The 25,087-nt window shown below is 60.2% G+C and carries 18 protein-coding genes; 8 read left to right on the top strand and 10 right to left on the bottom strand.

Translation table 11 applies throughout. From position 1 onward, the window contains the following. Positions 1-26: 26 nt before the first annotated feature. On the top strand, positions 27-722 hold the full coding sequence (locus ACV8MC_RS19365; protein WP_016774845.1) for a pirin family protein: 696 nt from the start codon (positions 27-29) through the stop codon (positions 720-722). Positions 723-777: 55 nt separating this feature from the next. Here the strand turns inward: ACV8MC_RS19365 and pgm are convergent, their stop codons facing one another. The 4 genes from pgm to ACV8MC_RS19345 form a co-directional block, all read right to left on the bottom strand. Continuing rightward, the gene (gene pgm / locus ACV8MC_RS19360) at positions 778-2,424 is read right to left on the bottom strand and encodes a phosphoglucomutase (alpha-D-glucose-1,6-bisphosphate-dependent) (RefSeq protein ID WP_095180093.1); all 1,647 of its coding nucleotides are present in this window, start codon (positions 2,422-2,424) and stop codon (positions 778-780) included. 108 nt (positions 2,425-2,532) lie between these two features. Further along, complete coding sequence (locus ACV8MC_RS19355; RefSeq protein WP_457263037.1) at positions 2,533-3,933, bottom strand: aminotransferase-like domain-containing protein; 1,401 nt, start codon at positions 3,931-3,933, stop codon at positions 2,533-2,535. Positions 3,934-3,982: 49 nt separating this feature from the next. After that, positions 3,983-5,449, bottom strand: coding sequence for a hypothetical protein (locus ACV8MC_RS19350; RefSeq protein WP_258706752.1), 1,467 nt, complete (start codon positions 5,447-5,449; stop codon positions 3,983-3,985). A 550-nt stretch (positions 5,450-5,999) separates the two neighbouring features. Next, positions 6,000-7,022: a zinc-dependent alcohol dehydrogenase family protein gene (locus ACV8MC_RS19345; RefSeq protein ID WP_041480274.1), complete on the bottom strand. Its 1,023-nt coding sequence runs from the start codon at positions 7,020-7,022 to the stop codon at positions 6,000-6,002. A 270-nt stretch (positions 7,023-7,292) separates the two neighbouring features. On the opposite strand from ACV8MC_RS19345, the gene ACV8MC_RS19340 reads away from it, so the two are divergent. Further along, complete coding sequence (locus tag ACV8MC_RS19340; protein ID WP_016774850.1) at positions 7,293-8,207, top strand: LysR family transcriptional regulator; 915 nt, start codon at positions 7,293-7,295, stop codon at positions 8,205-8,207. 3 nt (positions 8,208-8,210) lie between these two features. On the opposite strand, the gene ACV8MC_RS19335 is transcribed toward ACV8MC_RS19340, so the two are convergent. The 3 genes from ACV8MC_RS19335 to gcvA all read right to left on the bottom strand — a co-directional run bounded on the left by ACV8MC_RS19335 (position 8,211) and on the right by gcvA (position 10,810). After that, the gene (locus tag ACV8MC_RS19335) at positions 8,211-8,972 is read right to left on the bottom strand and encodes an SDR family oxidoreductase (RefSeq protein WP_258706753.1); all 762 of its coding nucleotides are present in this window, start codon (positions 8,970-8,972) and stop codon (positions 8,211-8,213) included. Between the two features lie 29 nt (positions 8,973-9,001). After that, positions 9,002-9,829 (bottom strand): DMT family transporter, encoded by an 828-nt coding sequence (locus ACV8MC_RS19330; RefSeq protein WP_041480272.1) that lies wholly within the window; start codon positions 9,827-9,829, stop codon positions 9,002-9,004. A 75-nt stretch (positions 9,830-9,904) separates the two neighbouring features. Further along, a complete protein-coding gene (gene gcvA, locus ACV8MC_RS19325) occupies positions 9,905-10,810 on the bottom strand; it encodes a transcriptional regulator GcvA (RefSeq protein WP_252878262.1) in 906 nt (301 codons plus the stop codon). A gap of 370 nt (positions 10,811-11,180) precedes the next feature. Between gcvA and mexE the strand changes: the two genes are divergently transcribed. Genes mexE through ACV8MC_RS19310 form a run of 3 tightly spaced genes read left to right on the top strand, consistent with a single transcriptional unit; the run spans position 11,181 to position 17,059 of the window. Next, entirely contained in the window at positions 11,181-12,434 is a 1,254-nt protein-coding gene (gene mexE / locus ACV8MC_RS19320) for a multidrug efflux RND transporter periplasmic adaptor subunit MexE (RefSeq protein ID WP_457263033.1), read from the top strand. A 15-nt stretch (positions 12,435-12,449) separates the two neighbouring features. Continuing rightward, complete coding sequence (locus ACV8MC_RS19315; RefSeq protein WP_041480270.1) at positions 12,450-15,641, top strand: efflux RND transporter permease subunit; 3,192 nt, start codon at positions 12,450-12,452, stop codon at positions 15,639-15,641. Then, positions 15,638-17,059, top strand: a complete 1,422-nt coding sequence (locus tag ACV8MC_RS19310; protein WP_457263031.1) for an efflux transporter outer membrane subunit — start codon at positions 15,638-15,640, stop codon at positions 17,057-17,059. Before ACV8MC_RS19315 ends, ACV8MC_RS19310 begins: the two co-directional genes overlap by 4 nt. Positions 17,060-17,283: 224 nt before the next feature. Here ACV8MC_RS19310 and ACV8MC_RS19305 read toward each other — a convergent pair whose 3' ends face one another. The 3 genes from ACV8MC_RS19305 to ACV8MC_RS19295 are packed head-to-tail and all read right to left on the bottom strand — an operon-like array spanning position 17,284 to position 20,558. Beyond that, complete coding sequence (locus ACV8MC_RS19305) at positions 17,284-18,207, bottom strand: biotin/lipoyl-binding protein (RefSeq protein WP_435406089.1); 924 nt, start codon at positions 18,205-18,207, stop codon at positions 17,284-17,286. Between the two features lie 25 nt (positions 18,208-18,232). Beyond that, positions 18,233-18,433 (bottom strand): DUF1656 domain-containing protein, encoded by a 201-nt coding sequence (locus ACV8MC_RS19300; RefSeq protein ID WP_016774855.1) that lies wholly within the window; start codon positions 18,431-18,433, stop codon positions 18,233-18,235. Then, on the bottom strand, positions 18,423-20,558 hold the full coding sequence (locus tag ACV8MC_RS19295; RefSeq protein ID WP_457263029.1) for an FUSC family protein: 2,136 nt from the start codon (positions 20,556-20,558) through the stop codon (positions 18,423-18,425). Before ACV8MC_RS19295 ends, ACV8MC_RS19300 begins: the two co-directional genes overlap by 11 nt. A gap of 171 nt (positions 20,559-20,729) precedes the next feature. Between ACV8MC_RS19295 and ACV8MC_RS19290 the strand changes: the two genes are divergently transcribed. The 3 genes from ACV8MC_RS19290 (at position 20,730) to ACV8MC_RS19280 (ending at position 25,087) form a co-directional block, all read left to right on the top strand. Further along, positions 20,730-21,785: a tetratricopeptide repeat protein gene (locus ACV8MC_RS19290; RefSeq protein ID WP_252882100.1), complete on the top strand. Its 1,056-nt coding sequence runs from the start codon at positions 20,730-20,732 to the stop codon at positions 21,783-21,785. A 132-nt stretch (positions 21,786-21,917) separates the two neighbouring features. Continuing rightward, positions 21,918-23,420, top strand: a complete 1,503-nt coding sequence (locus ACV8MC_RS19285; RefSeq protein WP_056789781.1) for an ATPase domain-containing protein — start codon at positions 21,918-21,920, stop codon at positions 23,418-23,420. Further along, entirely contained in the window at positions 23,417-25,087 is a 1,671-nt protein-coding gene (locus ACV8MC_RS19280) for an ATP-binding protein (protein WP_457263027.1), read from the top strand. Before ACV8MC_RS19285 ends, ACV8MC_RS19280 begins: the two co-directional genes overlap by 4 nt.

Below are 25,087 nucleotides of genomic sequence, written 5' to 3'. Positions count from 1 at the left end.
GACGAACCTAATTTAAGGAGACGATCATGCTTGAACTCAGACCCTTCAGCTCGCTGGGCGGCGCCCATCATGGCTGGCTGGACGCGCATCACCACTTTTCGTTTGCCGAATACTACGATCCGCAGCGGATGAGCTGGGGCAACTTGCGCGTGTGGAACGACGACATCATCGCTGCAGGCACCGGTTTCCCGCAGCATCCGCACCGCGACATGGAAATCATCACTTACGTGCGTGAAGGTGCCATCACGCACCAGGACAATTTGGGTAACAAGGGCCGCACCGAAGCCGGTGATGTACAAGTGATGAGTGCCGGCACCGGCATCGCCCACAGCGAGTACAACCTCGAAGACAAGGAAACCAAGATCTTCCAGATCTGGATTCTGCCGACCGAAACCGGTGCGCCGCCTTCGTGGGGAGCCAAGCCGTTTCCCAAAGGCGAGCGCGAAGGTTTTGTCACCTTGGCCAGCGGCAAGGACGGCGACGATGAGAGCCTGCACATTCGCGCCAATGCGCGCCTGGTGGCGGCGAACATCAAGGCCGGTGAAACCGCAGAATATCGACTGGATGAAGGACGGCGCGCCTATCTGGTTCCGGCCACTGGCGTGATCGAGGTCAATGGCTTGCGTGCCCAAGCGCGTGACGGTGTGGCGGTAGCCCATGAGCAAGTGCTGACGGTCACGGCGATCGAGGACAGCGAGATCGTACTGGTCGACCTGGCTTGATCGGCAAGGCAATAAAAAAGGGCAACCATTACGGTTGCCCTTTTTCATGTGCGCATCATTTGCTGGAAATGGCGCCGTCTACCAAAGTTTGCGCCTCGGCCACCAGTTGCTTGAGGTGGTCGTCGCCGAGGAAGCTTTCGGCGTAGATCTTGTAGATGTCTTCAGTGCCCGAAGGACGCGCGGCGAACCAGCCGTTTTCGGTCATGACTTTCAGACCGCCAATGGCTTGATCGTTGCCCGGTGCATGGCTGAGGATGCTCTGGATCTTCTCGCCTGCCAGCTCGGTCGAGGTGACCTGTTCCGGCGCCAGCTTGCTCAGCAGTGCCTTCTGCTCAGGGTTGGCCTTGGCGTCGACGCGTACCGAGAACGGCTCGCCCAGTTCGTCGGTCAGCGCTCGGTAGGCCTGACTTGGATCGCGCCCGGTGCGCGCCGTCATTTCGGCGGCGAGCAAGGCTGGAATCAGACCGTCCTTGTCGGTGCTCCATACACCGCCATCCTTGCGCAGGAACGAGGCGCCAGCGCTCTCTTCACCGCCAAAACCCAGCGAACCATCGAACAGACCGTCGGCGAACCACTTGAACCCGACCGGCACTTCGTACAGGCGACGGCCCAGGCGCTTGGCCACGCGGTCGATCAGACCGCTGCTGACCACGGTTTTGCCCACGGCGGCATCAGCGCGCCATTGCGGACGATTCTGGAACAGGTAGTCGATGGATACCGCCAGATAGTTGTTCGGCGCGAGCAAACCACCGGACGGCGTGACGATGCCGTGGCGGTCGTGGTCCGGGTCGCAGGCAAACGCCACGTCGAAGCGCTCTTTGAGGCCGATCAGGCCCTGCATCGCGTGGCTGGACGACGGATCCATACGGATTTGGCCGTCCCAGTCGACGGTCATGAAACGGAACGTTGAATCGACCTGTTTATTCACCACTTCCAGGTCGAGACGGTAGTGTTCGGCAATGGCCGACCAATAGCGCACCCCTGCTCCGCCCAGCGGATCGACACCGAGACGCAGCTTGGCGTCGCGGATGGCATCGAAGTCGATGACGTTGATCAGGTCGGCGACATAGGTGTTCAGGTAATCGTGGCGATGGGTCGTGCTGGCCTTGAGCGCCTGCTCGTAGCTGATGCGTTTGACCCCGGCCAGTTTGTTCGCCAGCAGTTCGTTAGCCTTGGCTTCGATCCACTTGGTGATGTGGGTATCGGCCGGGCCACCGTTGGTTGGGTTGTATTTGTAGCCACCGCTCTGTGGCGGGTTATGCGACGGCGTGATGACGATACCGTCAGCCAGGCCGGAGGTACGGCCGCGGTTGTAGCAGAGAATGGCGTGGGAAACTGCCGGGGTCGGCGTGTACTCATCGCCTTCGGCGATCATCACGGTGACGCCATTGGCGGCGAGGACTTCCAGTGCGCTGGCGCCGGCCGGGGTCGACAATGCATGGGTGTCGATGCCGACGAACAGCGGGCCGGTGATGCCCTGGGCTTCGCGATACAGGCAGATCGCCTGGCTGATGGCCAGAACGTGCCATTCGTTGAAACTTAAATCGAACGAACTGCCGCGGTGGCCGGACGTGCCGAACGCCACTCGCTGGGTAGAAATCGATGCATCAGGCTGGCCGGTGTAATAGGCCGTAACCAGTCGCGGGATGTCGACCAACAGTTCTGCCGGTGCCGGTTTGCCCGCAAAAGGACTGAGTGTCATGCAAAAACCTCTGAAATCGGAGTGGTTCAGGAAATGCAGCGCAGTTTACTGGCAGTTTGACCACTGTGCGACGGGATGTATCCGAAACTCGCCCGATGTTTTTTAACGTTATTGGCCGGGCGACAGGCGCAAGGCATCGCCGAGCAAGCCGATGACACTCGGCAAATCCCGCTCGCCATGGTTCAGCGCGCTCAAACGCAGATGATCCGCATGCAAGCCCTGCAGACTGAACAGCTCGCCCGGTGCGACGATGATCTGTTGCTTGAGCAGGCGGTGAAAGACGCTTGCCATGTCGACCGGGCGTAACGAACGTACCCACACCGTCGCCCCGCCCGGCGGCTCGCCAATCTGCAGGGTATCGCCCAGGCGTTCGCGCAGTGTCTGGATCAACACGGCTCGCCGCTCACCCAGCATTCGCCGCAACACGAATAAATGCTGATCAAGCCGTCCGCCATTCAACAGCCGCGCAATCGCCTTTTGGCGAATGGGCGACAAGCGAAACGCCCGCAGCAGAAAATGGCGCTGCAATTCCTCGCGCCAGTGACGCGACAAGACAAAGCCGAATGGTGCTTCGGCGCCGATGAATTTCTCGAAAGTGGAAAACACCAGCAGACGATCAGGATCGAGCCAACTGCGCAAACGCTGCGAATCATTGCGCTCGTCAAGCTCGCTGTAGCAGTCGTTTTCCAGTACCCAGACGCCATGATGATTGAGCAACTGCGCCGTGGCCTGCTGACACTCGCGAGTGAAACCGTTGCCTTGGGGCATGCTCAGTACGGAAGACAGCAGGATCAAACGAACCGGCTCGTTCTTCAGCAGTGATTCGAGTGACGACAGATCGAGCACGCCTCGGGCAAGCAATGGCCACTCGATCACGCGCACCCCGCACGACTCAAGCAGGCGCAGGATGACCCAGTCGCACGGTGATTCGACAATCACGGTGGCCTGACGCAATCCAAGCACCGAAATCAGAATTTCCAGGACCCCGCGCAGATCAGCCCCGACATAAATGTCATCGGCGTGCCAGAAGTGCTCTGTCGAGCTGGTATACCGCGCCGCCAGCGCAACCCGCAGTTCCAGTTCACCGCAAGGCTGCACGAATGTCTGCAACTGACGCGGGTATTGACGCAAAAGCTCACGTTCCGAGGTCAGCAACGGACTGTCCAACGGTTGCAGCGAGGCCGGTTCGTCAGCACTCAACACACACATCCCGGGACGCCTGGCGTTGACGTACAGGGTCTCCAGCAGGTCATTGCCGTTGCCGGGTGCATCCATGCTGAACTGCGCTTGCGCGTAATACCCTGACTTGGCGATCGAATAGACCCGGCCTTCCTTTTCCAGAAGCGAATAGGCGTATTGCACCGTTGAGATGGAGACATTCAGCCGGTCCGCCAGTTGTCGCAAGGAAGGCATGCGTACCGCCGCACCACCCCCGGCAGCATCAATCAACGTTGTCAGATATCGATAAACTGCCTGATAAACAAAGTCGTTGTCCCGCGCGCCCTTCACACCCTCATTTCCGTAGATATTGGTTCACAATCCAGGCTCTGGCTCACCGTCAGCGTTCCGTCGACCGCTCGAACGGCGCAGCCGAACGCGCCTCGTCCGAACCCGAACTCTCCGAGGAGAATTGCGCAGGTGCATCAATCTGCACAGGACCCATCGCATACAGGCGGTTCAACAGCCTGACTGGCAAGCCGCTGACTTCCGTCAGCCACTTCATCACCTGCTCAGGTGCGTGCAGACCCTGCATGGCGCGGTGCAGGTCCGGCATGGCGACCAGCATGCCGGGATGACAATTGCGCAGGAAGCGTTCGAGACCTTTGCCGTTGTCGATGAACGGCGCAAACAGCAGGCACGCCAACTGCGTTTCGTTCAATCCGAAACCATTGCTGAGGTAATCCTCGGCAAGCATCCGCAGTTGTTCTGGCCCGCCGGCGTTGTCGTAGCTGGCCAGCAAGTGCTCGCAGACGGTTTCGGCAACCTGCTTTCGCCGCATGTCGGCCAGCGTGTGCCGGAAGTAATCGTCGATGCCCGCCTCATAGGCGCGCCCTTCGATGAACCGTGCATACAACCCTCGCACGTGTGCCGAGATCAGAGGATCAGCAAACACCGCTTCGCCTTGGTACAGCGCCAGATCATCAGGTTCATAACCGAGAAACTCGCCCAACAGCGGCCAGCGGTCCTCGAGCTTGCCGACCATCATGTCGTTGATGTCGATAAAACTGGTGCGCCGGCAGGCTTCGAATTCACCTTCCGGCCGCCACACGGTCCGGTCATCATCGGCACGCAGTTCCCGGTAAAAGTCATCACCGAGCTCGTCGAGCAGAGGAAAAAGCGTTTCGAATCCGGCATTGACCAGGCCTGGAGCCGGTATTGCCACTCGCTGCATCGCGCGGTTCAGGCCTTCGAGGAAATGCTGCTGACTGCCTTTGGTTTCGGTGCTGATCATGGCGTCGACGCCGTTGTTCCAGCGCGCGATCTGGCTGTAGTACTCGGCCGTCGCCAGGTAGGCGTCATCCCATAATTCAGGTGTTTCAAGCCAGGTGCGGCAGTGCCCCACCAGCAGCAGATTGACCCGGCTGGCCTCGCGCCCTTCATTGCTGACAGGCGTGCGATGGTCGAACGGCAGGACCTCGCGGTTATCCACCATCAGCACCTCGACCCGCGGATCGTCATAAAGGAATAGCGCACTGTAGCTGCGATGCAGGTTTTGCAGGGCGAGCGGGCTGTCGCCATTCCAGCGCAGGGAAGCCACGCGCAGCTGAAAGGTCGCCGGAGCACGGCCGGCAATGGTCAACTGAGCGGCCCGGAGCAAGGCCAGGGTATAGCAGCCGTCCCGCAGGCCGGACTGAGGCACCAGCACCTTGAATTGCCCGATGTTTTCCATGCCGCCTGCGGCCACCACCAGGCGCTGTATCAGCAATTGCAATGCCGTGCGCTCGGCTCGGGAAAAGAAACTCAGCAAACGCTGCAATACTTGCTGATAGACATAGTTCATTGCCTGATCATGGATCGTGCTCATCGGTATTTACCCGGTATCAAAAGTTTCATGCCGCGCAGACATGACAGTAGGCGCGCGGCAATTGGATCAATAAGTAATAGACGCTGAAATGCTAACACTTACAAAGTTGTAGTTATTTGAAACACTTCACCTGAACAAAGCCTTCCAGATGCCAGGCTTGACGCTCAACCACCCGTATTCATTGGCCTTTCGCCACTCAACAATGTTCTGAGGAAACTTCCCACAACGTCCCACGCCAAATCATTACAAGAAAAAGAGAAGCAACTTCCGAATCGCCCTACAGCAATTAAACAGAAATTGACGAAGCCAGCTGAGCCAGCCATTTGATATTGCCTCGGACAAATTGAATGCACAGCCATAGCTCATTCCTTGAGATGAAAGTAATCATTCAATTATCAGTGCTTATAGTGTGATTAGAAGATACAGATGAACGGCAAAAACCAGTTCAGTTGCTGAAAAGGCCAATGCTTCGATATTGGGGAGGGTTTACTGACAGCGAGGGTATAAACAGAAAAGAGTCCGTGGCGGCCACGGACTCTGATGAGCGGATTTACGCGGTTTCCACTTGCAGGGCCACTCGCTCGCGGCATGGGCATTCGTCCATGTAGCGATGTGCTTCGACGAACTCGTTGAACGGGAATACACGAGTCTTGAGCGGCAAAAGCACGCGGTCAGCGGTCAACTGGTTGATGTCACGCAAAGCACGCTGCAGAGCGACGTGGTCCTGGACAATGCCCAGCTCCGGCTTGCCGGTGAAGTTGCCGATGCAGTGCACAAAGAACTGAATGTTTTTCTGGAACGCTGCACACGCCGGGAACGGGGTCTGGTTACCACCTTGCAGCCCGTACAGCACCAGACTGCCGCGTGGCGCCAGCACATCGCCGAGCAACGACATCTGCGGGCCGCCAAGACCATCGAACACCACATCGACGCCGCGGTTGTCGGTGATCTTGTTGATACGCATCAACAGATCTTCCTCTTCGGTGACGATGACCTTCTCCGCACCGAGGGACAGCAGGTACTCCCGCTCCTCCGCCGATTTGGTCGCGGCGATCACTCGCACACCCAGCGCCTTGCCCAATTGCACAAACGACGGGCCGGCGCAGTGGCTGGCGTCAGTCACCAGCGCAAATTGACCGGGTTTGACCCGCGCCAGATCGGCATAAGCGAAGTAGGCGATCAGCAGCGGCGTGTAATGCACGCTCGCTTCGATCGGGCTGAGCACATCGGGATAACGGGTCAGCGCGGTGCGCGGCAGGACGATCGACTCGCCGTAAACCGGATAGTCGTTCGGGCTTTCCGCCGGAAAACTGGCCACTTTGTCGCCGACGGACAGGTCGTCAACATCAGCGCCCACCGCAGTGACCACGCCAGCCATTTCATGACCGAGGCCCGAAGGCAGACGTGCCTGGGACGACGCCAGATTCTGGCGCCACAGGGTGTCGTACCAACTGATGCCGATTGCCTCGACACGCACCTGCACTTCGCCAGGACCTGGCTGAGCAGCCGCATGCTCTTCGCATTTGAGCACCTCGGCCGGACCAAACTTGTGAAAACGGATCGTGCGGGACATCGCAAACCTCGTCAAAGTAACCTCTAATGCCATGAACTCTATCTGGGCTTTGGACCCAAGACCATCAGTGGCTATTAATAGTCGACATGCCTGTCATTGATTCCGCATCAAGGGCGGCATTGGCAAAATCCATGAAAAAAGGCCTGCCACCGTCGCAGTAAAGCTGAATTTTCCGGTGCAGAGTACCAGCCTTTCCCCGTAAGATTCATGCCGGCCATTGTTCTCATATGGCCGCCCTCGTCAAGTTTGATGACTCTGCCAGGACTCCAGATGAATCGTAATGACCTGCGTCGTGTCGACCTGAACCTGCTGATCGTGTTCGAAACATTGATGCACGAACGCAGTGTGACTCGGGCCGCGGAAAAATTGTTCCTCGGCCAACCGGCTATCAGTGCGGCGCTGTCGCGCCTGCGCAGCCTGTTTGACGATCCCTTGTTTGTCCGCACTGGTCGCAGCATGGAACCTTCCGCGCGCGCGGTGGAAATCTTCGCCCTGCTCTCGCCTGCCCTTGATTCGATCTCGACCGCCGTCAGTCGTGCCGCCGATTTTGATCCGGCGACCAGCACCTCGGTGTTTCGCATCGGTTTGTCCGACGACGTCGAATTCGCGCTGCTGCCCATGCTGCTCAAGCGTCTGCGCGCCGAAGCACCGGGCATTGTCCTCGTGGTACGGCGGGTCAATTACATCCTGATGCCGGGCCTGCTGGCCTCCGGCGAGATTTCGATCGGCGTCAGCTACACCACCGACCTACCGGCCAACGCCAAGCGCAAGGTCCTGCGCCGCAGCGCACCGAAGCTGCTGCGCGCCGACACCGTGCCGGGGCCGCTGAGCCTGGACGACTACTGCGCCCGACCGCATGCACTGGTGTCGTTCGCTGGCGACCTCAGTGGTTTTGTCGATGAAGAACTGGAAAAACTCGGACGCAAACGGCACGTAGTGCTGGCGGTACCGCAGTTCAACGGATTGGGCACGCTGCTGGCAGGCACCGATATCGTCGCGACCGTGCCGGATTACACGGCTGAGGCACTGACGGCAGCTGGAGGGCTTCGTGCTGAAGATCCACCGCTGCCGACGCGGACCTTTGAATTGCACATGGCATGGCGTGGGTCGCAGGATAACGACCCGGGAGAGCGGTGGTTGAGGTCGCGGATTCAGATGTTTTTTGGAGATCCGGATAGTCTTTAGGAACTACTTGCCACCCGTCACATCCAGAAAAGTCCCGGTGACAAACGAAGCCTCCGCGCTGGCCAGCCACAAGATGGCCCGCGCCACCTCTTCCGGCTGACCGCCCCGGCCCATCGGGATCGACTCCTTCACGCGATCCACCCGCCCCGGTTCGCCGCCGCTGGCGTGCATGTCGGTATAGATGTGCCCCGGGCGAATGCAGTTGACCCGAATCCCCTCGCGCGCGACTTCCTTGGCAAAGCCGATGGTGAAAGTTTCCAGCGCGCCTTTCGATGCTGCGTAGTCGACGTATTCATTCGGGCTGCCCAGGCGCGCCGAGGCAGAAGAAACGTTGATCACTGCGCCACCTGTGCCGCCGTGCCGATAAGCCATGCGCTTCACCGCTTGCTGCGCGCACAGGATCGGTCCCAGAGCATTGACCGCGAAGATGCGTTGCATGCGTTCGAAGCTCAGGTTCTCCATGCGTGACTGCTTCGCCAGCACGCCAGCGTTATTGACCAGAACGTCGATACGCCCGAATGTACGATCGATGGCCGAGAACAGCTCAGCGACCTGCTCAGGGTCAGCGCTGTCAGCACGCACCGCCAGCGCCTTTCGCCCCAACGCTTCGATATCCGCCACCACCGCCATCGCGGCAGACTCGTTGGCAACGTAGCTGATGGCAACGTCATAGCCTTGCGCGGCGGCGAGTCGGGCGGTGGCGGCGCCGACTCCGCGACTGCCGCCGGTGATCAGAATCAGCGGTGCTTGCGAGACTTTATCCATGCGACGTTCTCCTGAGCAGTTGGCCTATGTCAGCCGATGATGATGGCGCCGCTGGCGATGACCACGCATGCCAGCATCCTGCGGACGGTGAGCTTTTCACCGAGGAACAAATAGCCGAGCAATGCCGCGAACAGCACGCTGGTTTCACGCAGGGCCGACACCGCGCCCAGTGGCGCTTCGTTCATCGCGTAGATAACGATTGCGTAAGCCAGTAAGGAAACCAGTCCGCCGCCCACAGCGGCGAGCATGCCGGGCCGTACGGAAAACAGACTGCGGGCGTCGCGCAGGCCGATATACACCAATGGCATCAACACACCCCACAGGGCGCTCATCCACACCGTGTACGCGAGCGGCGCACCGGACAGCCTGGCGCCAATGCCATCGACGACGCTGTAGGCGGCGATGAAACAACCGGTGCCCAGCGCATACGGCAGGCTCGGCACCGACAGGCTGCGCCCTCGGAACGCCAACGAAATGATCCCCCCGGACACCAGACCAATGCCGAGCAGTTCGCCGGGGGTTATGGTTTCGCCGGCAAACAGCGCGGCGCCGAGGGTGATCAGCGCTGGCGACGACCCACGGGAAATCGGATAGATCTGCCCTAGATCGCCGACCCGATAGCTGCGCACCAGAAACAGGTTGTAGCCGACATGCAGCAGTGCCGAGAGCAGCGCATACCCCCAGCTCTCAGGTGCAGGCGCGGCCATGAAAAAGGTGGCGATGAGGCAGACGATGGCGATGGCCACGCACATCATCGTCATCGACCAGAGCCGATCGGCGCCACCGCGCAGCAGCGCGTTCCAGCTGGCGTGCAGGAGCGCGGCGAACAGAACGAGGAGTACGAGATGGATTGGCATGCCGCATTCTAGACATCTCTGACATCGGCCTTACAGTGAAGTCTCCTCATTACACCGTGAGCAATTGCTCATACTTCAGCGCTGTGCGCTCTGCACCTTCAACGCTTCACTGAGCAACCATTGACGAAATCTGAGGATGTGCGGCTGGGCTTCGATGCCTTTGGGGCAGACGAAATAATAAGCAAGCGGCGAAGTGAACGGCACATCGAACAGCCTCACCAGACGGCCATCGGCGATTTCGTTTTCGACATGGCCGCTGCGCACCAATGCAACGCCCTGGCCGAGCAACGCAGCTTCCACCGTCATGTTGGTATCACCAAACCTGACGCCTTCGCGCAGCGGTAAAAACTCCAGCCCGACGGACTGAAACCACACCTCCCATTTCGGCGCCAACTCGGCGCCGTCGCGAATGAGTAACGGCATCTGCAGCAACTCCGCGGGACTGCCCGGCCTGCCGACGCGCTGCAGCAGTTCGGGGCTGGCCACGGGAAACACCTGTTCGCCGAACAGGAACTCTGAATACAGACCGGGGTAATTGCCCTTGCCCAAGCGGATTGCGACATCGGCTTCGCCATTGGCGAAGTGGATGATCTTGTCCGTGGTATCCAGCGACACCAACAGCTCCGGGTGTTGGCGTGACAGGTTCGGCAAGCGTGGCAGCAGCCACTTCAACGCGAACGAATAGGTGGTGCTGACAGTCAGGCGAACCCTGTCCTTTTGCTCGCGCAGATCCTCCAGCGTTGCTTCAAGGCTGATGAAAAACTCGCGCACGATCGGCGCCAGCGTCGCCCCCGCTGTTGTAAGGCGTAACGCCTTGCCGCGCTCGAACAATTGCAAGCCCCAAAGTTCTTCGAGGTGCCGGAGCTGGTGACTGACGGCGCTCTGGGTCACGTGCAGTTCTTGAGCGGCAGCGGTGAACGTCGGGTGCCGGGTGGCCACTTCGAAAGCCCGCAGGGTCGCGGTCGGGGGCAGGTCGCGCATAAATATGATCCGGGGACGGTAAATGTCAGAGCATGAGGTTACGCTCATGTTAGAGCGAAACTCCCTTGGTTGCCCGTTCCGCGATATTGGCGTATTGCTCCGGCAAGTGGGCGAGGTGCTGGTAACAGCGAGGTATTTAATCGCCGGATAATCCTCCGCGCGCAGCGTCGGTCGCAATCATTGCAGATCAAGCAACACAGAATTGCTTTCAGGCCGATTGTTAGCCTCCTAACGAAAGGTGCATGCTAGAGGGCTGCCTCTGCGCTTATATCATTCCGAATGATAGTTACCTTTGCTTCATTCGATTCGTGCCATCACACCCGCGCCGAGCATCATCCGCCCATCTTCAATACTTCGGCGGATTGCATCCATGGAACAATCACTCAAACATTTGCGCTTCCCGTTGGCCATGCTGGCCGTACTGGTGATGAGCGCCTGCGGCAAAACTCCGGAGACTGCTGGCGCCCCGCCCGCTGCCAAAGTCAGCGTAGCCAAGGTGCTGGAACAACCGGTCAACGAGTGGGACGAATTTACCGGGCGCCTCGAAGCGCCGGAAACCGTTGAAATCCGCCCACGGGTATCGGGCCAGATCGATCAGGTCGCGTTCACCGAAGGCGCGCTGGTCAAGAAAGGCGACCTGCTGTTCCAGATCGATCCGCGTCCGTTCCAGGCCGAGGTACGCCGCCTCGAAGCTCTGGTTGCTCAAGCCCGCGCCACCGCCACTCGCAGCGAAAACGAAGCCGCTCGCGGTGAACGTCTGCGTACCAGCAACGCCATTTCCGCTGAACTGGCCGACTCGCGCACCAGCGCTGCCCAAGAGGCCCGCGCTGCCGTCGGTGCTCTGCAGGCACAACTGGACCTGGCCAAACTGAATCTGAGCTTCACCCGCGTGACCGCACCGATCAGCGGCCGCGTCAGCCGCGCCGAAATCACTGCCGGCAACCTGGTGACCGCCGACACCACCGCACTGACCAGCGTCGTCTCCACCGACAAGGTCTACGCCTATTTTGACGCCGACGAACGCGTATTCCTCAAATACACCCAACTGGCCCGCAACGGCCAGCGTGGCGCCACTACGCCGGTGTACATGGGCCTGTCCAACGAAGACGGCAACCCGCACCTCGGCCAGATGAACTTCGTCGACAACCAGGTCAATCCGAAAACCGGCACCATCCGTGGTCGCGCAGTCTTCGACAACGCTGACGGCACCTACACCCCTGGCCTTTACGCTCGCTTGAAGCTGGTCGGCAGCGGCACCTACAACGCCATGCTGATAAACGACGAAGCCGTGGGCACTGACCTGGGCAAGAAGTTCGTGCTGGTGATGGATGGCGACAACAAGACCGCCTACCGCGCCGTTGAACTCGGTCCGAAAATCGAAGGCCTGCGCATCGTCCGCAACGGTCTGAACAAGGACGACACCATCATCGTCAAGGGTCTGCAACGGGTTCGTCCTGGCTCACCGGTCACCCCTGAAGTGATTCCGATGGCCAGCGAGCAGACCCTCGCCGCCCTCGCTCAACAACGTCAAGCGCTGGAAGCCAGCAACCTGCCCAAAGTTGCCCCTGCCAAGGATGCATCGGGTTCGGCTGCGAAGCTGGCTGCTACGACCCCACGCGGTTAAGGGACGACAACTCCGATGAATTTTTCCCAATTCTTCATTTCCCGGCCGATCTTCGCAGCGGTGCTGTCGCTGTTGATCCTGATCGCCGGTGCGATCTCGCTGTTCCAGTTGCCGATCAGCGAATACCCGGAAGTCGTGCCGCCGACCGTGGTCGTGCGCGCCAACTTCCCGGGCGCCAACCCCAAAGTCATCGGTGAAACCGTGGCCGCTCCGCTGGAGCAGGCCATCACCGGCGTCGAGAACATGCTGTACATGTCCTCGCAGTCGACCGCCGACGGCAAGATCACCCTGACCATCACCTTTGCCCTGGGCACTGACCTGGACAACGCGCAGGTGCAGGTGCAGAACCGGGTGACCCGGACAGAGCCGAAGCTTCCCGAGGAAGTAACGCGCATCGGTATCACCGTCGACAAGGCATCGCCCGACCTGACCATGGTTGTGCACTTGACCTCACCGGACAAGCGCTACGACATGCTGTACCTGTCCAACTACGCGATCCTCAACATCAAGGATGAGCTTGCTCGCCTCGGTGGTGTCGGTGACGTGCAGTTGTTCGGTATGGGCGACTACTCGCTGCGTGTCTGGCTTGACCCGAACAAGACCGCTTCGCGCAATCTGACCGCCACCGATGTGGTGACCGCGATTCGCGAGCAGAACCGTCAGGTCGCCGCCGGTCAACTGGGCGCGCCCCCTGCCCCGACCGCGCAAAGTTTCCAGCTGTCGGTCAACACTCAAGGCCGTCTGGTTTCCGAAGAAGAGTTCGAGAACATCGTCATTCGCGCAGGCGACGACGGTGAGATCACTCGCCTGAAGGACATCGCACGCATTGAACTGGGTTCCAGCCAATACGCCTTACGCTCGCTGCTGAACAATCAGCCGGCGGTGGCGATCCCGATCTTCCAGCGTCCCGGTTCCAACGCCATCGACATTTCCAACGAAGTGCGCGGCAAGATGGAAGAGCTGAAGAAAGGCTTCCCGCAGGGCATGGACTACAGCATCGTGTATGACCCGACGATCTTCGTTCGTGGCTCGATCGAGGCGGTGGTGCACACCCTGTTCGAAGCGCTGATCCTCGTGGTGCTGGTGGTGATTCTGTTCCTGCAGACCTGGCGCGCCTCGATCATTCCGTTGGTGGCGGTGCCGGTATCGTTGATCGGTACGTTTGCGGTCATGCACCTGTTCGGCTTCTCGCTCAACGCCTTGTCGCTGTTCGGCCTGGTACTGGCCATCGGTATCGTGGTGGATGACGCCATCGTCGTGGTGGAAAACGTCGAACGGAACATCGAACTCGGCCTGACGCCGGTCGAAGCGACCAAGCGCGCCATGCGGGAAGTGACCGGGCCGATCGTGGCCACCGCACTGGTGCTGTGTGCGGTGTTCATTCCAGCGGCGTTCATTTCCGGCCTCACCGGGCAGTTCTACAAACAGTTCGCACTGACCATCGCGATCTCGACAGTGATCTCGGCGTTCAACTCGCTGACCCTGTCGCCAGCGCTGGCTGCTGTGTTGCTGAAAAGCCACGATGCGCCGAAAGACCGCTTCTCGAAAGTGCTCGACAAGATCTTCGGTGGCTGGCTGTTCCGTCCATTCAACCGTTTCTTCGACCGTGCCAGTCATGGCTACGTCGGCACCGTGCGCCGGGTTATCCGTAGCAGCGGCATCGCCCTGCTCGTGTATGCAGGCCTGATGGTACTGACCTTCTTCGGTTTCTCCAGCACGCCGACCGGTTTCGTACCCGGCCAGGACAAGCAATACCTGGTGGCCTTCGCGCAATTGCCGGATGCCGCGAGCCTGGATCGCACCGAAGACGTGATCAAGCGCATGTCCGACCTCGCGCTGAAACAGCCGGGCGTGGAAAGCGCCGTAGCGTTCCCGGGCCTGTCGATCAACGGTTTCACCAACAGCCCGAACGCCGGCATCGTCTTCGTGACGCTGAAACCGTTCGACGAGCGTAAAGACCCGAGCATGTCCGCCGGCGCGATTGCCGGCGCCTTGAACGGCCAGTACGCGAACATTCAGGAAGCTTACATGGCGATTTTCCCGCCACCGCCGGTACAAGGTCTGGGCACCATTGGTGGTTTCCGCCTGCAAATCGAAGACCGGGGCAACCTGGGCTACGACGAGCTGTACAAAGAAACCATGAACATCATCAACAAAAGCCACAACGTGCCGGAACTGGCCGGTCTGTTCACCAGCTACACGGTGAACGTGCCGCAGGTCGATGCCGCCATCGACCGTGAAAAAGCCAAGACCCACGGCGTGGCCGTCAGCGATATCTTCGACACCCTGCAGATCTATTTGGGTTCGCTGTATGCCAACGACTTCAACCGCTTCGGGCGCACCTACCAGGTCAACGTTCAGGCCGAACAACAGTTCCGCCTTGAATCCGACCAGATCGGTCAGCTGAAAGTACGCAACAACAAAGGCGAAATGATCCCGCTGGCGACCTTCATCAAGGTCAGCGACACCTCGGGACCGGATCGGGTGATGCACTACAACGGCTTCATCACCGCTGAAATCAACGGTGCCGCAGCCCCGGGCTACAGCTCTGGCCAGGCGGAAAAAGCCATCGAGAAACTGCTCAAGGAAGAACTTCCGAACGGCATGACCTATGAGTGGACCGACCTGACCTACCAGCAGATTCTGTCCGGCAACACCGCGCTGTTCGTGTTCCCGCTCTGCGTACTGCTGGCGTTCCTGGTGCTCGCCGCCCAATACGAAAGCTGGAGCCTGCCACTGGCGGTGATCCTGATCGTACCGATGACCCTGCTGTCGGCCATCACCGGTGTGATCATTTCCGGCGGTGACAACAACATCTTCACCCAGATCGGCTTGATCGTACTGGTGGGACTTGCCTGTAAAAACGCGATTCTGATCGTCGAGTTCGCCAAGGACAAACAGGAAGAAGGCCTCGATCCGCTCGCTGCGGTGCTGGAAGCCTGCCGCCTGCGTCTGCGGCCGATCCTGATGACCTCCTTCGCGTTCATCATGGGTGTGGTGCCACTGGTGTTCTCCAGCGGCGCCGGTGCCGAAATGCGTCACGCCATGGGTGTGGCGGTGTTCTCCGGGATGCTCGGGGTGACCTTCTTCGGTCTGCTGCTGACGCCAGTGTTCTATGTACTGATCCGTAACTTTGTCGAACGCGGCGAGCAGCGCAAAGCAGCCAAGGCGCACACTCTTCAAAAGCCACTGGAGGCGCAACAATGAGTCTGAAAGTCTTCCTGCCGAGTCTGCTGGTGCTGGCCCTCAGCGCCTGCGCCGTCGGCCCCGACTACAAGACCCCAGCTACGGAGGCGGCCAACATCACGACCGCCACCGACGGCGCCGCCGGGCAAAAGAACTTCGACCGTTCGAAATTCGAAGGCATCTGGTGGCAGCAATTCGATGATCCGACACTCAACCAGTTGGTGACGCAATCGCTGCAAGGCAACCGTGAACTGCGCGTGGCGTTCGCCCGCTGGAAAGCCGCCCGGGCGATCCGCGACGACGCCAGCAATGACGCGATGCCGACCATCACCAGCCGCGCCAGCAGCGACTTGGGCAAGGGCCAGATTCCCGGCCAGACCACCGACCGGGTCAATAGCGAACGCTATGACCTCGGCCTGGACATGGCCTGGGAGCTGGATCTGTTCGGCCGCATCCAGCGCAATCTGGAAGCCAGTGACGCCGACCAGCAGGCCGCCGAAGCCGATCTTTACCAGCTGCAAGTCACCATGATTGCCGAACTGGTCGACGCCTACGGTCAACTGCGCGGCGCCCAGCTGCGGGAAAAAATCGCCGTGGCCAACCTCAACAACCACCAGGAATCGCGCAAGATCACCATCAGCCTGCGTGACGCCGGTGTCGGTGATCAGCTCGATGTCGAACGCGCCGATGCGCGTCTGGCCAACGTCGAAGCCACGGTGCCGCAGTTGCAGGCGGAACAGGTTCGGCAGAAAAACCGTATCGCTACCCTGCTCGGTGAGCGCCCGGACAAACTGACCGTCGACCTGAGCCCGAAAGATCTGCCGGCCATCGCCAAGGCGCTGCCGATCGGTGATCCGGGTGAACTGCTGCAACGTCGTCCGGACATTCTCAGCGCCGAACGGCAATTGGCTTCGGCCACTGCGCGCATCGGCGTGGCCAAAGCCGACCTGTTCCCACGGGTCAGCCTCAGCGGCTTCCTCGGCTGGACCGCCGGACGTGGCTCGCAGATCGGTTCCTCGGCAGCCAACGCCTGGGCACTCGGCCCGAGCATCACCTGGGCTGCGTTTGACCTCGGCAGCGTCCGCGCCCGTTTGCGCGGTGCCAATGCTGACGCCGAAGGCGCGCTGGCCAACTACGAGCAACAGGTGCTGCTGGCTCTGGAAGAATCGGAAAACGCCTTCAGCGATTACGGCAAGCGTCAGCAACGTTTGATCTCGCTGATCCGTCAGAGCGAATCGAGTCGCAAGGCCGCTGATCTGGCGGAAATCCGCTACCGCGAAGGCACCACCGATTTCCTCGTCCTGCTCGACGCTCAACGTGAGCGCCTGAACGCCGAAGACAGTCAGGCACAGGCCGAAGTCGAGCTGTATCGCGGCATCGTCGCGATCTACAAGGCCCTCGGCGGTGGCTGGCAACCGGAGACGGTCGCCAGCAAGTAAAGGTTGTTAAAGAGCTCCTTTGGTTGGCCGCAACCAACCAAATTTTTTGCCCCGCGTATCATTCGGTCGCGGGTTTTTTTTATGCCACTGAATCACCAATCCCGTGTAGGAGCTGTCGAGTGCAACGAGGCTGCGATCCTTGATGGGAATGTAGCCGGGGACGCTCTGCGTCCCAAGATCAAAAGATCGCAGCCTCGTTGCACTCGACAGCTCCTACAGGGGGATCAGGGTTCCAGTACCGTCACGGTGGCGGTTGTACCGGCGCGCAGGCGATTCTTGCCGGCAAAGTCACCATCAATCCCAATGCGCACCGGCACCCGTTGCGCGAGCTTCACCCAGGTGTAACTCGGGTTGATGTTTGCCAGCAATCGGCTGCCGGGCGCGTTTTCGCGGTCGGCGATGGCGAAGGCGATGCTTTCCACTGTGCCGCCGAAGCGCTCACCACTCATCAATTGAATGCGTACCCGATCACCCTCCGCGATTCGCGGCAGCTTGGTTTCTTCGAAATAGCCGCTGACGTAGAACGAATCGCTGTCGACCAACGCCAGCAGTGCCCCGCCCGCCTGTGCGTAATCACCCTGGCGGGTAAGCAGGTTGGTGACATAACCGCTGACCGGCGATTCGACACGGGTGCGCTGCAAATCCAGTTCAGCCTGGGTCAGCGCGGCAATTGCCAGTTGCACATTGGCTTCGGCCAAGCCGAGGTTGGCCTGATTGCGCAACAGATCCGCCTGGGCAACCGCCACGTCGGTACTGGCCTTCTCCCATTCCTCACCGGAAATGGCGAAGCCTTGCTTCAGCGTACGTCGCCGGCGCTCCTCGCTCTGACGTTGCTTGAGCAACGCTTCACTGGCGACGATTGCCGCTTGCGATTGCCCCAGCGAGGCCTTGGACACCTCCACCGAGCGTCGGGCATGCTCGACCGCCAGTTGATAGCGCGCCGGATCGATCTCCAGCAACAACTGGCCCTTGTCGACATGCTGGTTGTCCTGCACCGCCAGTTTGACGATACGCCCCGAAACATCCGCCGACAGCGTTACCACATCCGCCCTCACCCGAGCATCCCGTGTCCACGGCGCGCGGGTGTAATACTCCCAGGCAAACCAGCCGAGGACGATCGCCAGGATCACCACTGCCACGGTCATCATTCGTGCAACTAGTGCTTTCAAGACATCAGGCTCCCATCAACAGAATCAGCGTGGCGCAGACACAGGCGTACAGGGCGCCTTCGAACAGCGCTTCATGCCAGACCAGGCGCAGTACGCCCAGGCGGCGCAAGCACCAGTCCAGCAACATGAAAATCGGGATCGCCAGTAACAGAGCCTGGGCAATCGGCGGCAGATAAACCCCGCCAATTTCGAAATCAATGGGCAAGTTGCGGTTCTCCTTCCAGACCTTGAGGTTGCAAATATTCGCCGTGGCGCTCGAGGAACGACACCACAATCAGCAGCGCCACACGCATGCGAAAAACCGACCATAAATGTTCATGACTGGCGGCGTGCAGCTCGTCCAGCTCATCTCCGAGTTGGTGCAACGTCGCCAGCAGCGCCGGGAGCTGCACATCCGCGCGTCCGGCGACCAGGCGACCGGTCTTGCGTAACGCCGATGCCAGGCGCTGGCTGAACGCATCGGTGAGTAACGCGTTGTTCTGCGCCTGCTGCCTCAGCTGATGCATGGCCACGCCCAGGGCTACGCAAGCCAGGCTGATTTCATACAAGCGTTGCATGGCGCGATCGTTTGCCGCTGGCAGCAGGCCGAGCATGCTGGTCAGGCGATCGGTCATCCGACTCTCGAAGGCGAATTGTTGTTCATCGGTGGCCGGCATTTTGCTCAGTTGGTACACCTGCTCCCGCGCTTCGCCGTACAGGCGCCGGATGCGCAAGGCCGGGCGGAACGGGAAGATCAGCGCATAAACGATCAGGGCCAGCATCGCTGCACTGACGTAGGCGCCGGCGAATTCGAACCATTGGATCGCCGTATTCTGCCCAGTGCCGGTGTTTTGCGGCCCGAGCATGAGAAAACTCGACAGCCCCAGGCCCATGCCGATGCCGGCGGTGGCCGGACTGGAAATGCCCACAGCAATGGCATACAGCAGCGGCGCCAGCAGCAAGGCCAGTAGCTCGAAATCACTGATCGCGGGCACCAGCATGAATTGATAGAACGCCGACACTACCAGCGCCAGACCCAAGCCTCGCGCATAGCTTTGCGCAGCCATCAGCGGACGCGGAAAAGTCGCCATCAGCGAGCAGAGAATTCCCACCAGAATCATTCCGCCGCGCGCGCCATCCCACGCCGTTTCGATCCAGATCAATCCGCTGACCAACAGCGCGGTAAAGGCGCGAATGGCGTTCATCGAGGCCAGGGTGAAATCCAGATGCAACGGACTGCTCTGGCCGCGATAGAGGCAACTGGCCGGGCGCCCTTCCTGAATGGCGTCGCTCAGTTCGAGAATCTGCTCCAGTTGCTGCAGCAGGCGCGCCTGCTCCCAACGCAGCGCCCAGGCCAGTGAACGCAGGGCCGCACTCATGTTCTCGGTCTGCTGCTCGGCCTTGTACGCCAACGCTTCGAACTGTTGCTGCAAGGTGACGAAACGTTGCCGGTCCGCGCCAGACAGCGCACGACCCTGTTGCGCCAGTTGCTCAAGCAACGTCAGTTCCTCGGCCCGCAGTTGCTGCACCTCCAGCGGCAGATCGCCCTCCCAGCGTTCGATGAGCAATTCGCGCTGATGCCGTAGCGCGGTCAGTCGCGACGTCAGCAGCATCAGTTGATTGCCGAGCAGCAACACCAGATTGTCGGCATCGCGCAAACGTGGGGCATCGAAATACAAATGGCGCCGCAACCCCTCCAATGCGCTGATCTCGCCGAGCAGTTGCATCTGCCGACGCTGAAAATCGGCTTCGCTTTCTTCCGTGCGAAGCACTTCGGCGGCGTGGCTGGCGGCCAGTTTGATCACCTGATCGATTTTGGCGAAATAACCTTTGGCCACTGCTTCAGGCCGGGCTGTGAGCAGGCTCACCACGCACACGCAGGCAACGGCCAGCAGGGTTTCGGTGACGCGGGTGACCGCTAGCAAAAACGTCCCTTCCTGGTCCGGGATCGCCAGCAAGGCCACCACCACCGCGGTGTAGCCACTGAGCACGAACGCCTGGGAACTGGTGTAGCGCAGCAAGGTGCCGCCCGCTGTGCACAGCGCCAGCCACAACGCCAATGTCGTGATGAACGGCAGCGGCGCCTGAGGAAAAATCGCCATGATCAGCACCGCCACCGCGGCACCCACGGTGGTGCCGATCACCTGGCCGAAACTGCGCGCCAGTGCCATCCCTGCCAATGGCTGACTGACAATCACCACAGCCATGATCGACCACTTCGGTTGTTCGAGATCGAAAATGAACGCCAGATAAAGCGTCAACAGCCCGGCGGCGATGGTCCGCAGGGCAAACAGCAGAACAGCCTGACCGGGATGGATCAAAGCCTTGAAATAGGTGTACAGCGCAGACATGGGCACTCTCTTTAAAACGACTTCTGCAAGCGTAGACATTCCAGCAAAAGCCTGACGGATTTCACAGTCGACACGTGTTGTAGGACGATTCGCTGGCAACGGTTTGACTCACGCGCCAAGCTGAACGAAGCTTGCCGCTCTGCTCAAGTTCGAAGCTTTCGGAAACCCCGCATGACTCAGTCCCGCCGCAACCTGCTGATCGGCCTAGGCCTCGTACTGATCCTCGGCGTCGTCTGGCTGTCATGGCGCAGCAGCACACCGACCATCCCCGATGCTATCAAACATGGCTACAGCGAAGCGCTGAACGCCGCGCGCACTGGTGAACCCGGAGCGGCGCGCCAGTTGTACCAGCAATTGGGCCGCCCGGACATCTCGGTCAAACGCCGGGTCTGGCTGCACGGCGAGCTGCCCAACTACCCCAGCCCGCAGGCCTTGAAACTGGCTGACATCGACCTGCATCACGAAGCGCCGCAAGTGCGCGTCGCCGCGATCAAAAGCATCGTCGGTCTGGTGCCCGGTGGGCAACGCAGTCTGCTGCTCGGACCGTTGCTCGACGACGCAGAACAAACCGTGCGGTTCGCCGCGATCAATGCCCTGCTCGGCCTGAGCCCGGATGAATTGGGTTTGTACTTCGCACCGCTGCAGCAGGCTATTGATGGCTGGCAGCAGACACTGGAAAGCCAGCCGGAAAGCGCCGCCAACTATGCGCAACTGGCCCGTCTTTATATCCACAACGCCGAATACAAACAGGCCCAACAGGCGTTGGACAATACCTTGCGTCTGGAACCGGGCAACCTGGCGGCGCTGGTCATGCAGATCGATGTGCTTGACCGCCAGGGCCAGAGCGATGCCGCTCGCCAGTTGCTTGCCCGCCAGCTGAAGGCGCAACCAGATTCGGCCTATCTGCAACATGCCCTCGGCCTGTGGCTGCTGCACCACGGCCAGCGCGAATACGCACTGCTCGGGCTGTCCAAAGCGGTCGAGCTGGAGCCGGACAACAAGGATTATCGCTACGACCTCGCCACTACTCTGCACAGCGCGGAAGAACTGGAAGCGGCGCAAAAACAGCTGCAGGAAATCGTCCAGCGCCATCCCGCCGACCGCAAGGCGCGGGTGTTGCTGATCAACTACTGGAAGGAAAGCGGCCAACTGCAGAATGTGCAGATCCTGTTGGCGCAACTGGAGCAGCTGAATCCGGACGACCCGGCCTTGCAACAAGGTCTTTAATCCAGTCAGGGCGGACTCAATTGGCCGCCCGTCCAAGAAAAAGCGGAACCGTGAACACGCCGTGAGGTCAAGTTACTCAGGCGGCTCACTCTAGCCAGCCGCCGGATTACCCTAGTCATAAGAGGGCGTTTTTTGACTACATCAAACGAGTTGATCAGTGCAAAGGCCGCCGTCGGCATTGTAGGTCTGGATGACATCCTTGCCGGTGGCTTGTCTCGCGGCCATGTGTTTTTGCTCGAGGGGGAACCCGGGACCGGCAAAACCACCGTGGCGTTGCATTTCCTGCGCGCCGGTGCGCTGGCCGGGGAACGCTGCCTGTACATCACTCTCTCGGAAACCGAGAAAGAACTGCGTCAAGGTGCGCTCTCCCACGGTTGGGAGCTGAACGAAAACATCAAGATCTTCGAGCTGACACCGCCCGAAAGCCTGCTCAATGCCGAACACCAGCAAAGTCTGCTGTATTCCTCGGACCTTGAACTGGGTGAGGCGACCAGGCAGATTTTCGAAGTGGTCGAACGTTTCAAGCCGACTCGCGTTGTGCTCGACAGTCTCTCGGAGATCCGTCTGCTGGCGCAGAGCTCGTTGCGCTATCGTCGGCAGATTCTGGCGATCAAGCATTACTTCGTGCGCTACGACGCCACCGTCCTGCTGCTCGACGACCTGACCACCGAGTCCCTCGACAAGACCGTGCACAGTGTCGCCCACGGCGTGATTCGTCTTGAAGAGCTGACACCGAGCTACGGCGCTGAGCGTCGGCGCGTTCGAGTGGTCAAGTATCGCGGGCAGAAATACCGTGGCGGTTTCCACGACTTCACCATCATGGGCGACGGCGTCCATGTTTTTCCACGCTTGGTAGCGGCGGAACATCGCGGTGACTACCCACGTCTGCAGCTGTCCAGCGGCATCCCGCAAATGGACGCCCTGCTCGGCGGCGGCATCGAGACCGGCTCAAGCACGCTGATTCTCGGCCCGGCCGGTACCGGTAAATCGCTGATCTCAATGATCTTCGCCGCCGCAGCGGTGGCTCGAGGCGAAAAAGCCGCGCTGTTCATTTTCGATGAAGAGCTGGGCCTGCTGTTCGAACGCATGCGTCATCTCGGTATCGACCTCAAAGCCTTGCAGGCCACCGGTAATCTGCTGATCGAACAAGTAGACGCCGCCGAATTGTCTCCCGGTGAGTTGTCCCATCGCGTGCGGCGTTGCGTCGATGAGCTGGGTATCAAAACCGTGGTAATCGACAGCATCAACGGCTATCAAGCGGCGATGCCGGAAGAAAACGCGCTGGTGCTGCACATGCACGAGCTGTTGCTGTACCTGAACCGCAAAGGCGCGGCGACTTTCATGACGGTCGCCCAGCACGGCCTGGTGGGCGATATGCAGGCGCCGGTCGATATCACTTACCTGGCCGACACGGTGATTCTGTTGCGCTACTTCGAAGCCCTCGGCAAAGTCCGCCGGGCGATCTCGATTATCAAGAAACGTACCGGCAACCACGAGTCGACCATCCGTGAATACCGGATCTCCTCGCATGGCATGACCATCGGCCAACCGCTGGAATCCTTCCAGGGCGTGCTGCGTGGCGTGCCGACCTACATGGGAGCGAGCAATCCATTGCTTGAGGATGAAAGCTTGTGACGGTCAACACGCCGTTGGCCGAGCGAGTGCTGGTGCTGGCGCCCATGGGTCGCGACAGCCAGATCGCTTTGATGATCCTCAACGAAGCCGGCTACGGCGGCATGGTGGCGCCGAATCTCGGCGCTCTGTGCACCGAGCTGGAGGTCGGTGCCGGACTGCTGGTGATTGCTGCTGAAGCGCTGCGCGGACCTGAACTGGAAGGGCTAATCGCCTACCTTGACCAGCAGCCCGCGTGGTCGGACATGCCAATTGTCCTGCTGACTCATCATGGCGGCGATGAACAAGGCCCTCCGTCGCGCCTCAGCACCCTGCTGGGCAACGTGACGTTTCTCGAGCGCCCCTTCCATCCCGCGACGCTGGTCAGCCTGGTCTCCGCCGCGCTCCGTGGGCGACGACGACAATATGAAGCGCGCGATCGGCTGATCGACCTGAGTGAAAGCGAACGACGCCTGCAATCGACTCTGGAGACCCTCGAGCAGCAAGTCGAAGAGCGCACCGCACAACTCCGCCACAACGAAGAAGCCCTGCGCCAATCGCAGAAAATGGAAGCGGTCGGCCAACTCACTGGCGGCATCGCTCACGACTTCAACAACATGCTCACTGGCATCATCGGCAGTCTTGAATTGCTGCGTCGACGTCTGGCCCGAGGCCGCACGGAAGACCTCGACAGCCTGATCGATCTAGGCGTGACCTCCGCCAACCGCGCCGCCGGCCTGACTCACCGCTTGTTGGCGTTCTCGCGCCGGCAATCCCTCGACCCGAAAGCCGTGCAGATGAACACGCTGGTGCTGTCGATGGGCGAGCTGCTGCAACGCAGCCTCAATGAAAGCATTCATCTGGAAATGCGCCTGGACGACAACCTCTGGGTTGCCGAGGCCGATCCCAATCAACTCGAGAGCGCCCTGCTCAACCTGGTCATCAATGCCCGCGATGCGATGCCCGAGGGCGGCAAACTGGTGGTGGAAACCAGCAATCAGGTCCTGCATAGCGACTTCACCGCCGCTTACAGCAATCTGGAGCCGGGCGATTACGTGATGCTCAGCGTCACTGACAACGGTAGCGGCATGCCGCAGAGTGTGGTCAGCCGTGCGTTCGATCCGTTTTTTACCACCAAGCCGATCGGCCAGGGCACCGGCCTCGGGCTGTCGATGATCTATGGCTTCAGCAAGCAGTCGCGCGGGCATGTGTCGATCGACAGTGAAATCGATGAAGGCACCACGGTAAAACTCTATCTGCCGCGTTTCCGGGGTGAGGAAGTAGAAATTCCCGTCTCGGATTCGCAGCAGGCTCCGTATGCGATGGATGGCGAAACCGTACTCATCGTTGAAGACGACCCTGCGGTGCGCGTATTGGTCAGCGCCGTGCTCAGTGAGTTGGGTTATGCGTTCGTCGAGGCCGGTGATGCCGACGGCGCCATGCCGATTCTAAATTCGACGCAACGTATTGATTTGCTCATCAGTGACGTTGGTCTGCCGGGGATGAACGGTCGTCAACTGGCGGAGGTTGGTCGGCAATATCGCCCAGGTCTGAAAGTGTTGTTCATCACCGGTTATGCCGAGCACGCGGCGGTGCGCGGTGGCTTCCTCGACTCGGGAATGCAGATGATCACCAAGCCATTCACCTTTGATCTGCTCACCGCCAAGGTGCGGGAGATGATCAATAGCTGA

The organism is Pseudomonas sp. PK-RTE-24 (genome assembly GCF_054052265.1).
The sequence above is the reverse complement of the archived record's forward strand: the minus strand, read 5'-3'. Positions and strand labels throughout refer to the sequence as shown.

What these genes read in the sequence shown, in the direction of transcription:
- ACV8MC_RS19330 (WP_041480272.1), bottom strand. Translation starts at nt 9,829, where the DNA reads ATGCCAATCCATCTCGTACTCCTCGTTCTGTTCGCCGCGCTCCTGCAC.
- ACV8MC_RS19315 (WP_041480270.1), top strand. Translation starts at nt 12,450, where the DNA reads ATGAATTTTTCCCAATTCTTCATTTCCCGGCCGATCTTCGCAGCGGTG.
- gcvA (WP_252878262.1), bottom strand. Translation starts at nt 10,810, where the DNA reads ATGCGCGACCTGCCCCCGACCGCGACCCTGCGGGCTTTCGAAGTGGCC.
- ACV8MC_RS19310 (WP_457263031.1), top strand. Translation starts at nt 15,638, where the DNA reads ATGAGTCTGAAAGTCTTCCTGCCGAGTCTGCTGGTGCTGGCCCTCAGC.
- ACV8MC_RS19290 (WP_252882100.1), top strand. Translation starts at nt 20,730, where the DNA reads ATGACTCAGTCCCGCCGCAACCTGCTGATCGGCCTAGGCCTCGTACTG.
- ACV8MC_RS19365 (WP_016774845.1), top strand. Translation starts at nt 27, where the DNA reads ATGCTTGAACTCAGACCCTTCAGCTCGCTGGGCGGCGCCCATCATGGC.
- ACV8MC_RS19305 (WP_435406089.1), bottom strand. Translation starts at nt 18,207, where the DNA reads ATGATGACCGTGGCAGTGGTGATCCTGGCGATCGTCCTCGGCTGGTTT.
- mexE (WP_457263033.1), top strand. Translation starts at nt 11,181, where the DNA reads ATGGAACAATCACTCAAACATTTGCGCTTCCCGTTGGCCATGCTGGCC.
- ACV8MC_RS19335 (WP_258706753.1), bottom strand. Translation starts at nt 8,972, where the DNA reads ATGGATAAAGTCTCGCAAGCACCGCTGATTCTGATCACCGGCGGCAGT.
- ACV8MC_RS19340 (WP_016774850.1), top strand. Translation starts at nt 7,293, where the DNA reads ATGAATCGTAATGACCTGCGTCGTGTCGACCTGAACCTGCTGATCGTG.
- ACV8MC_RS19350 (WP_258706752.1), bottom strand. Translation starts at nt 5,449, where the DNA reads ATGAGCACGATCCATGATCAGGCAATGAACTATGTCTATCAGCAAGTA.
- pgm (WP_095180093.1), bottom strand. Translation starts at nt 2,424, where the DNA reads ATGACACTCAGTCCTTTTGCGGGCAAACCGGCACCGGCAGAACTGTTG.
- ACV8MC_RS19295 (WP_457263029.1), bottom strand. Translation starts at nt 20,558, where the DNA reads ATGTCTGCGCTGTACACCTATTTCAAGGCTTTGATCCATCCCGGTCAG.
- ACV8MC_RS19345 (WP_041480274.1), bottom strand. Translation starts at nt 7,022, where the DNA reads ATGTCCCGCACGATCCGTTTTCACAAGTTTGGTCCGGCCGAGGTGCTC.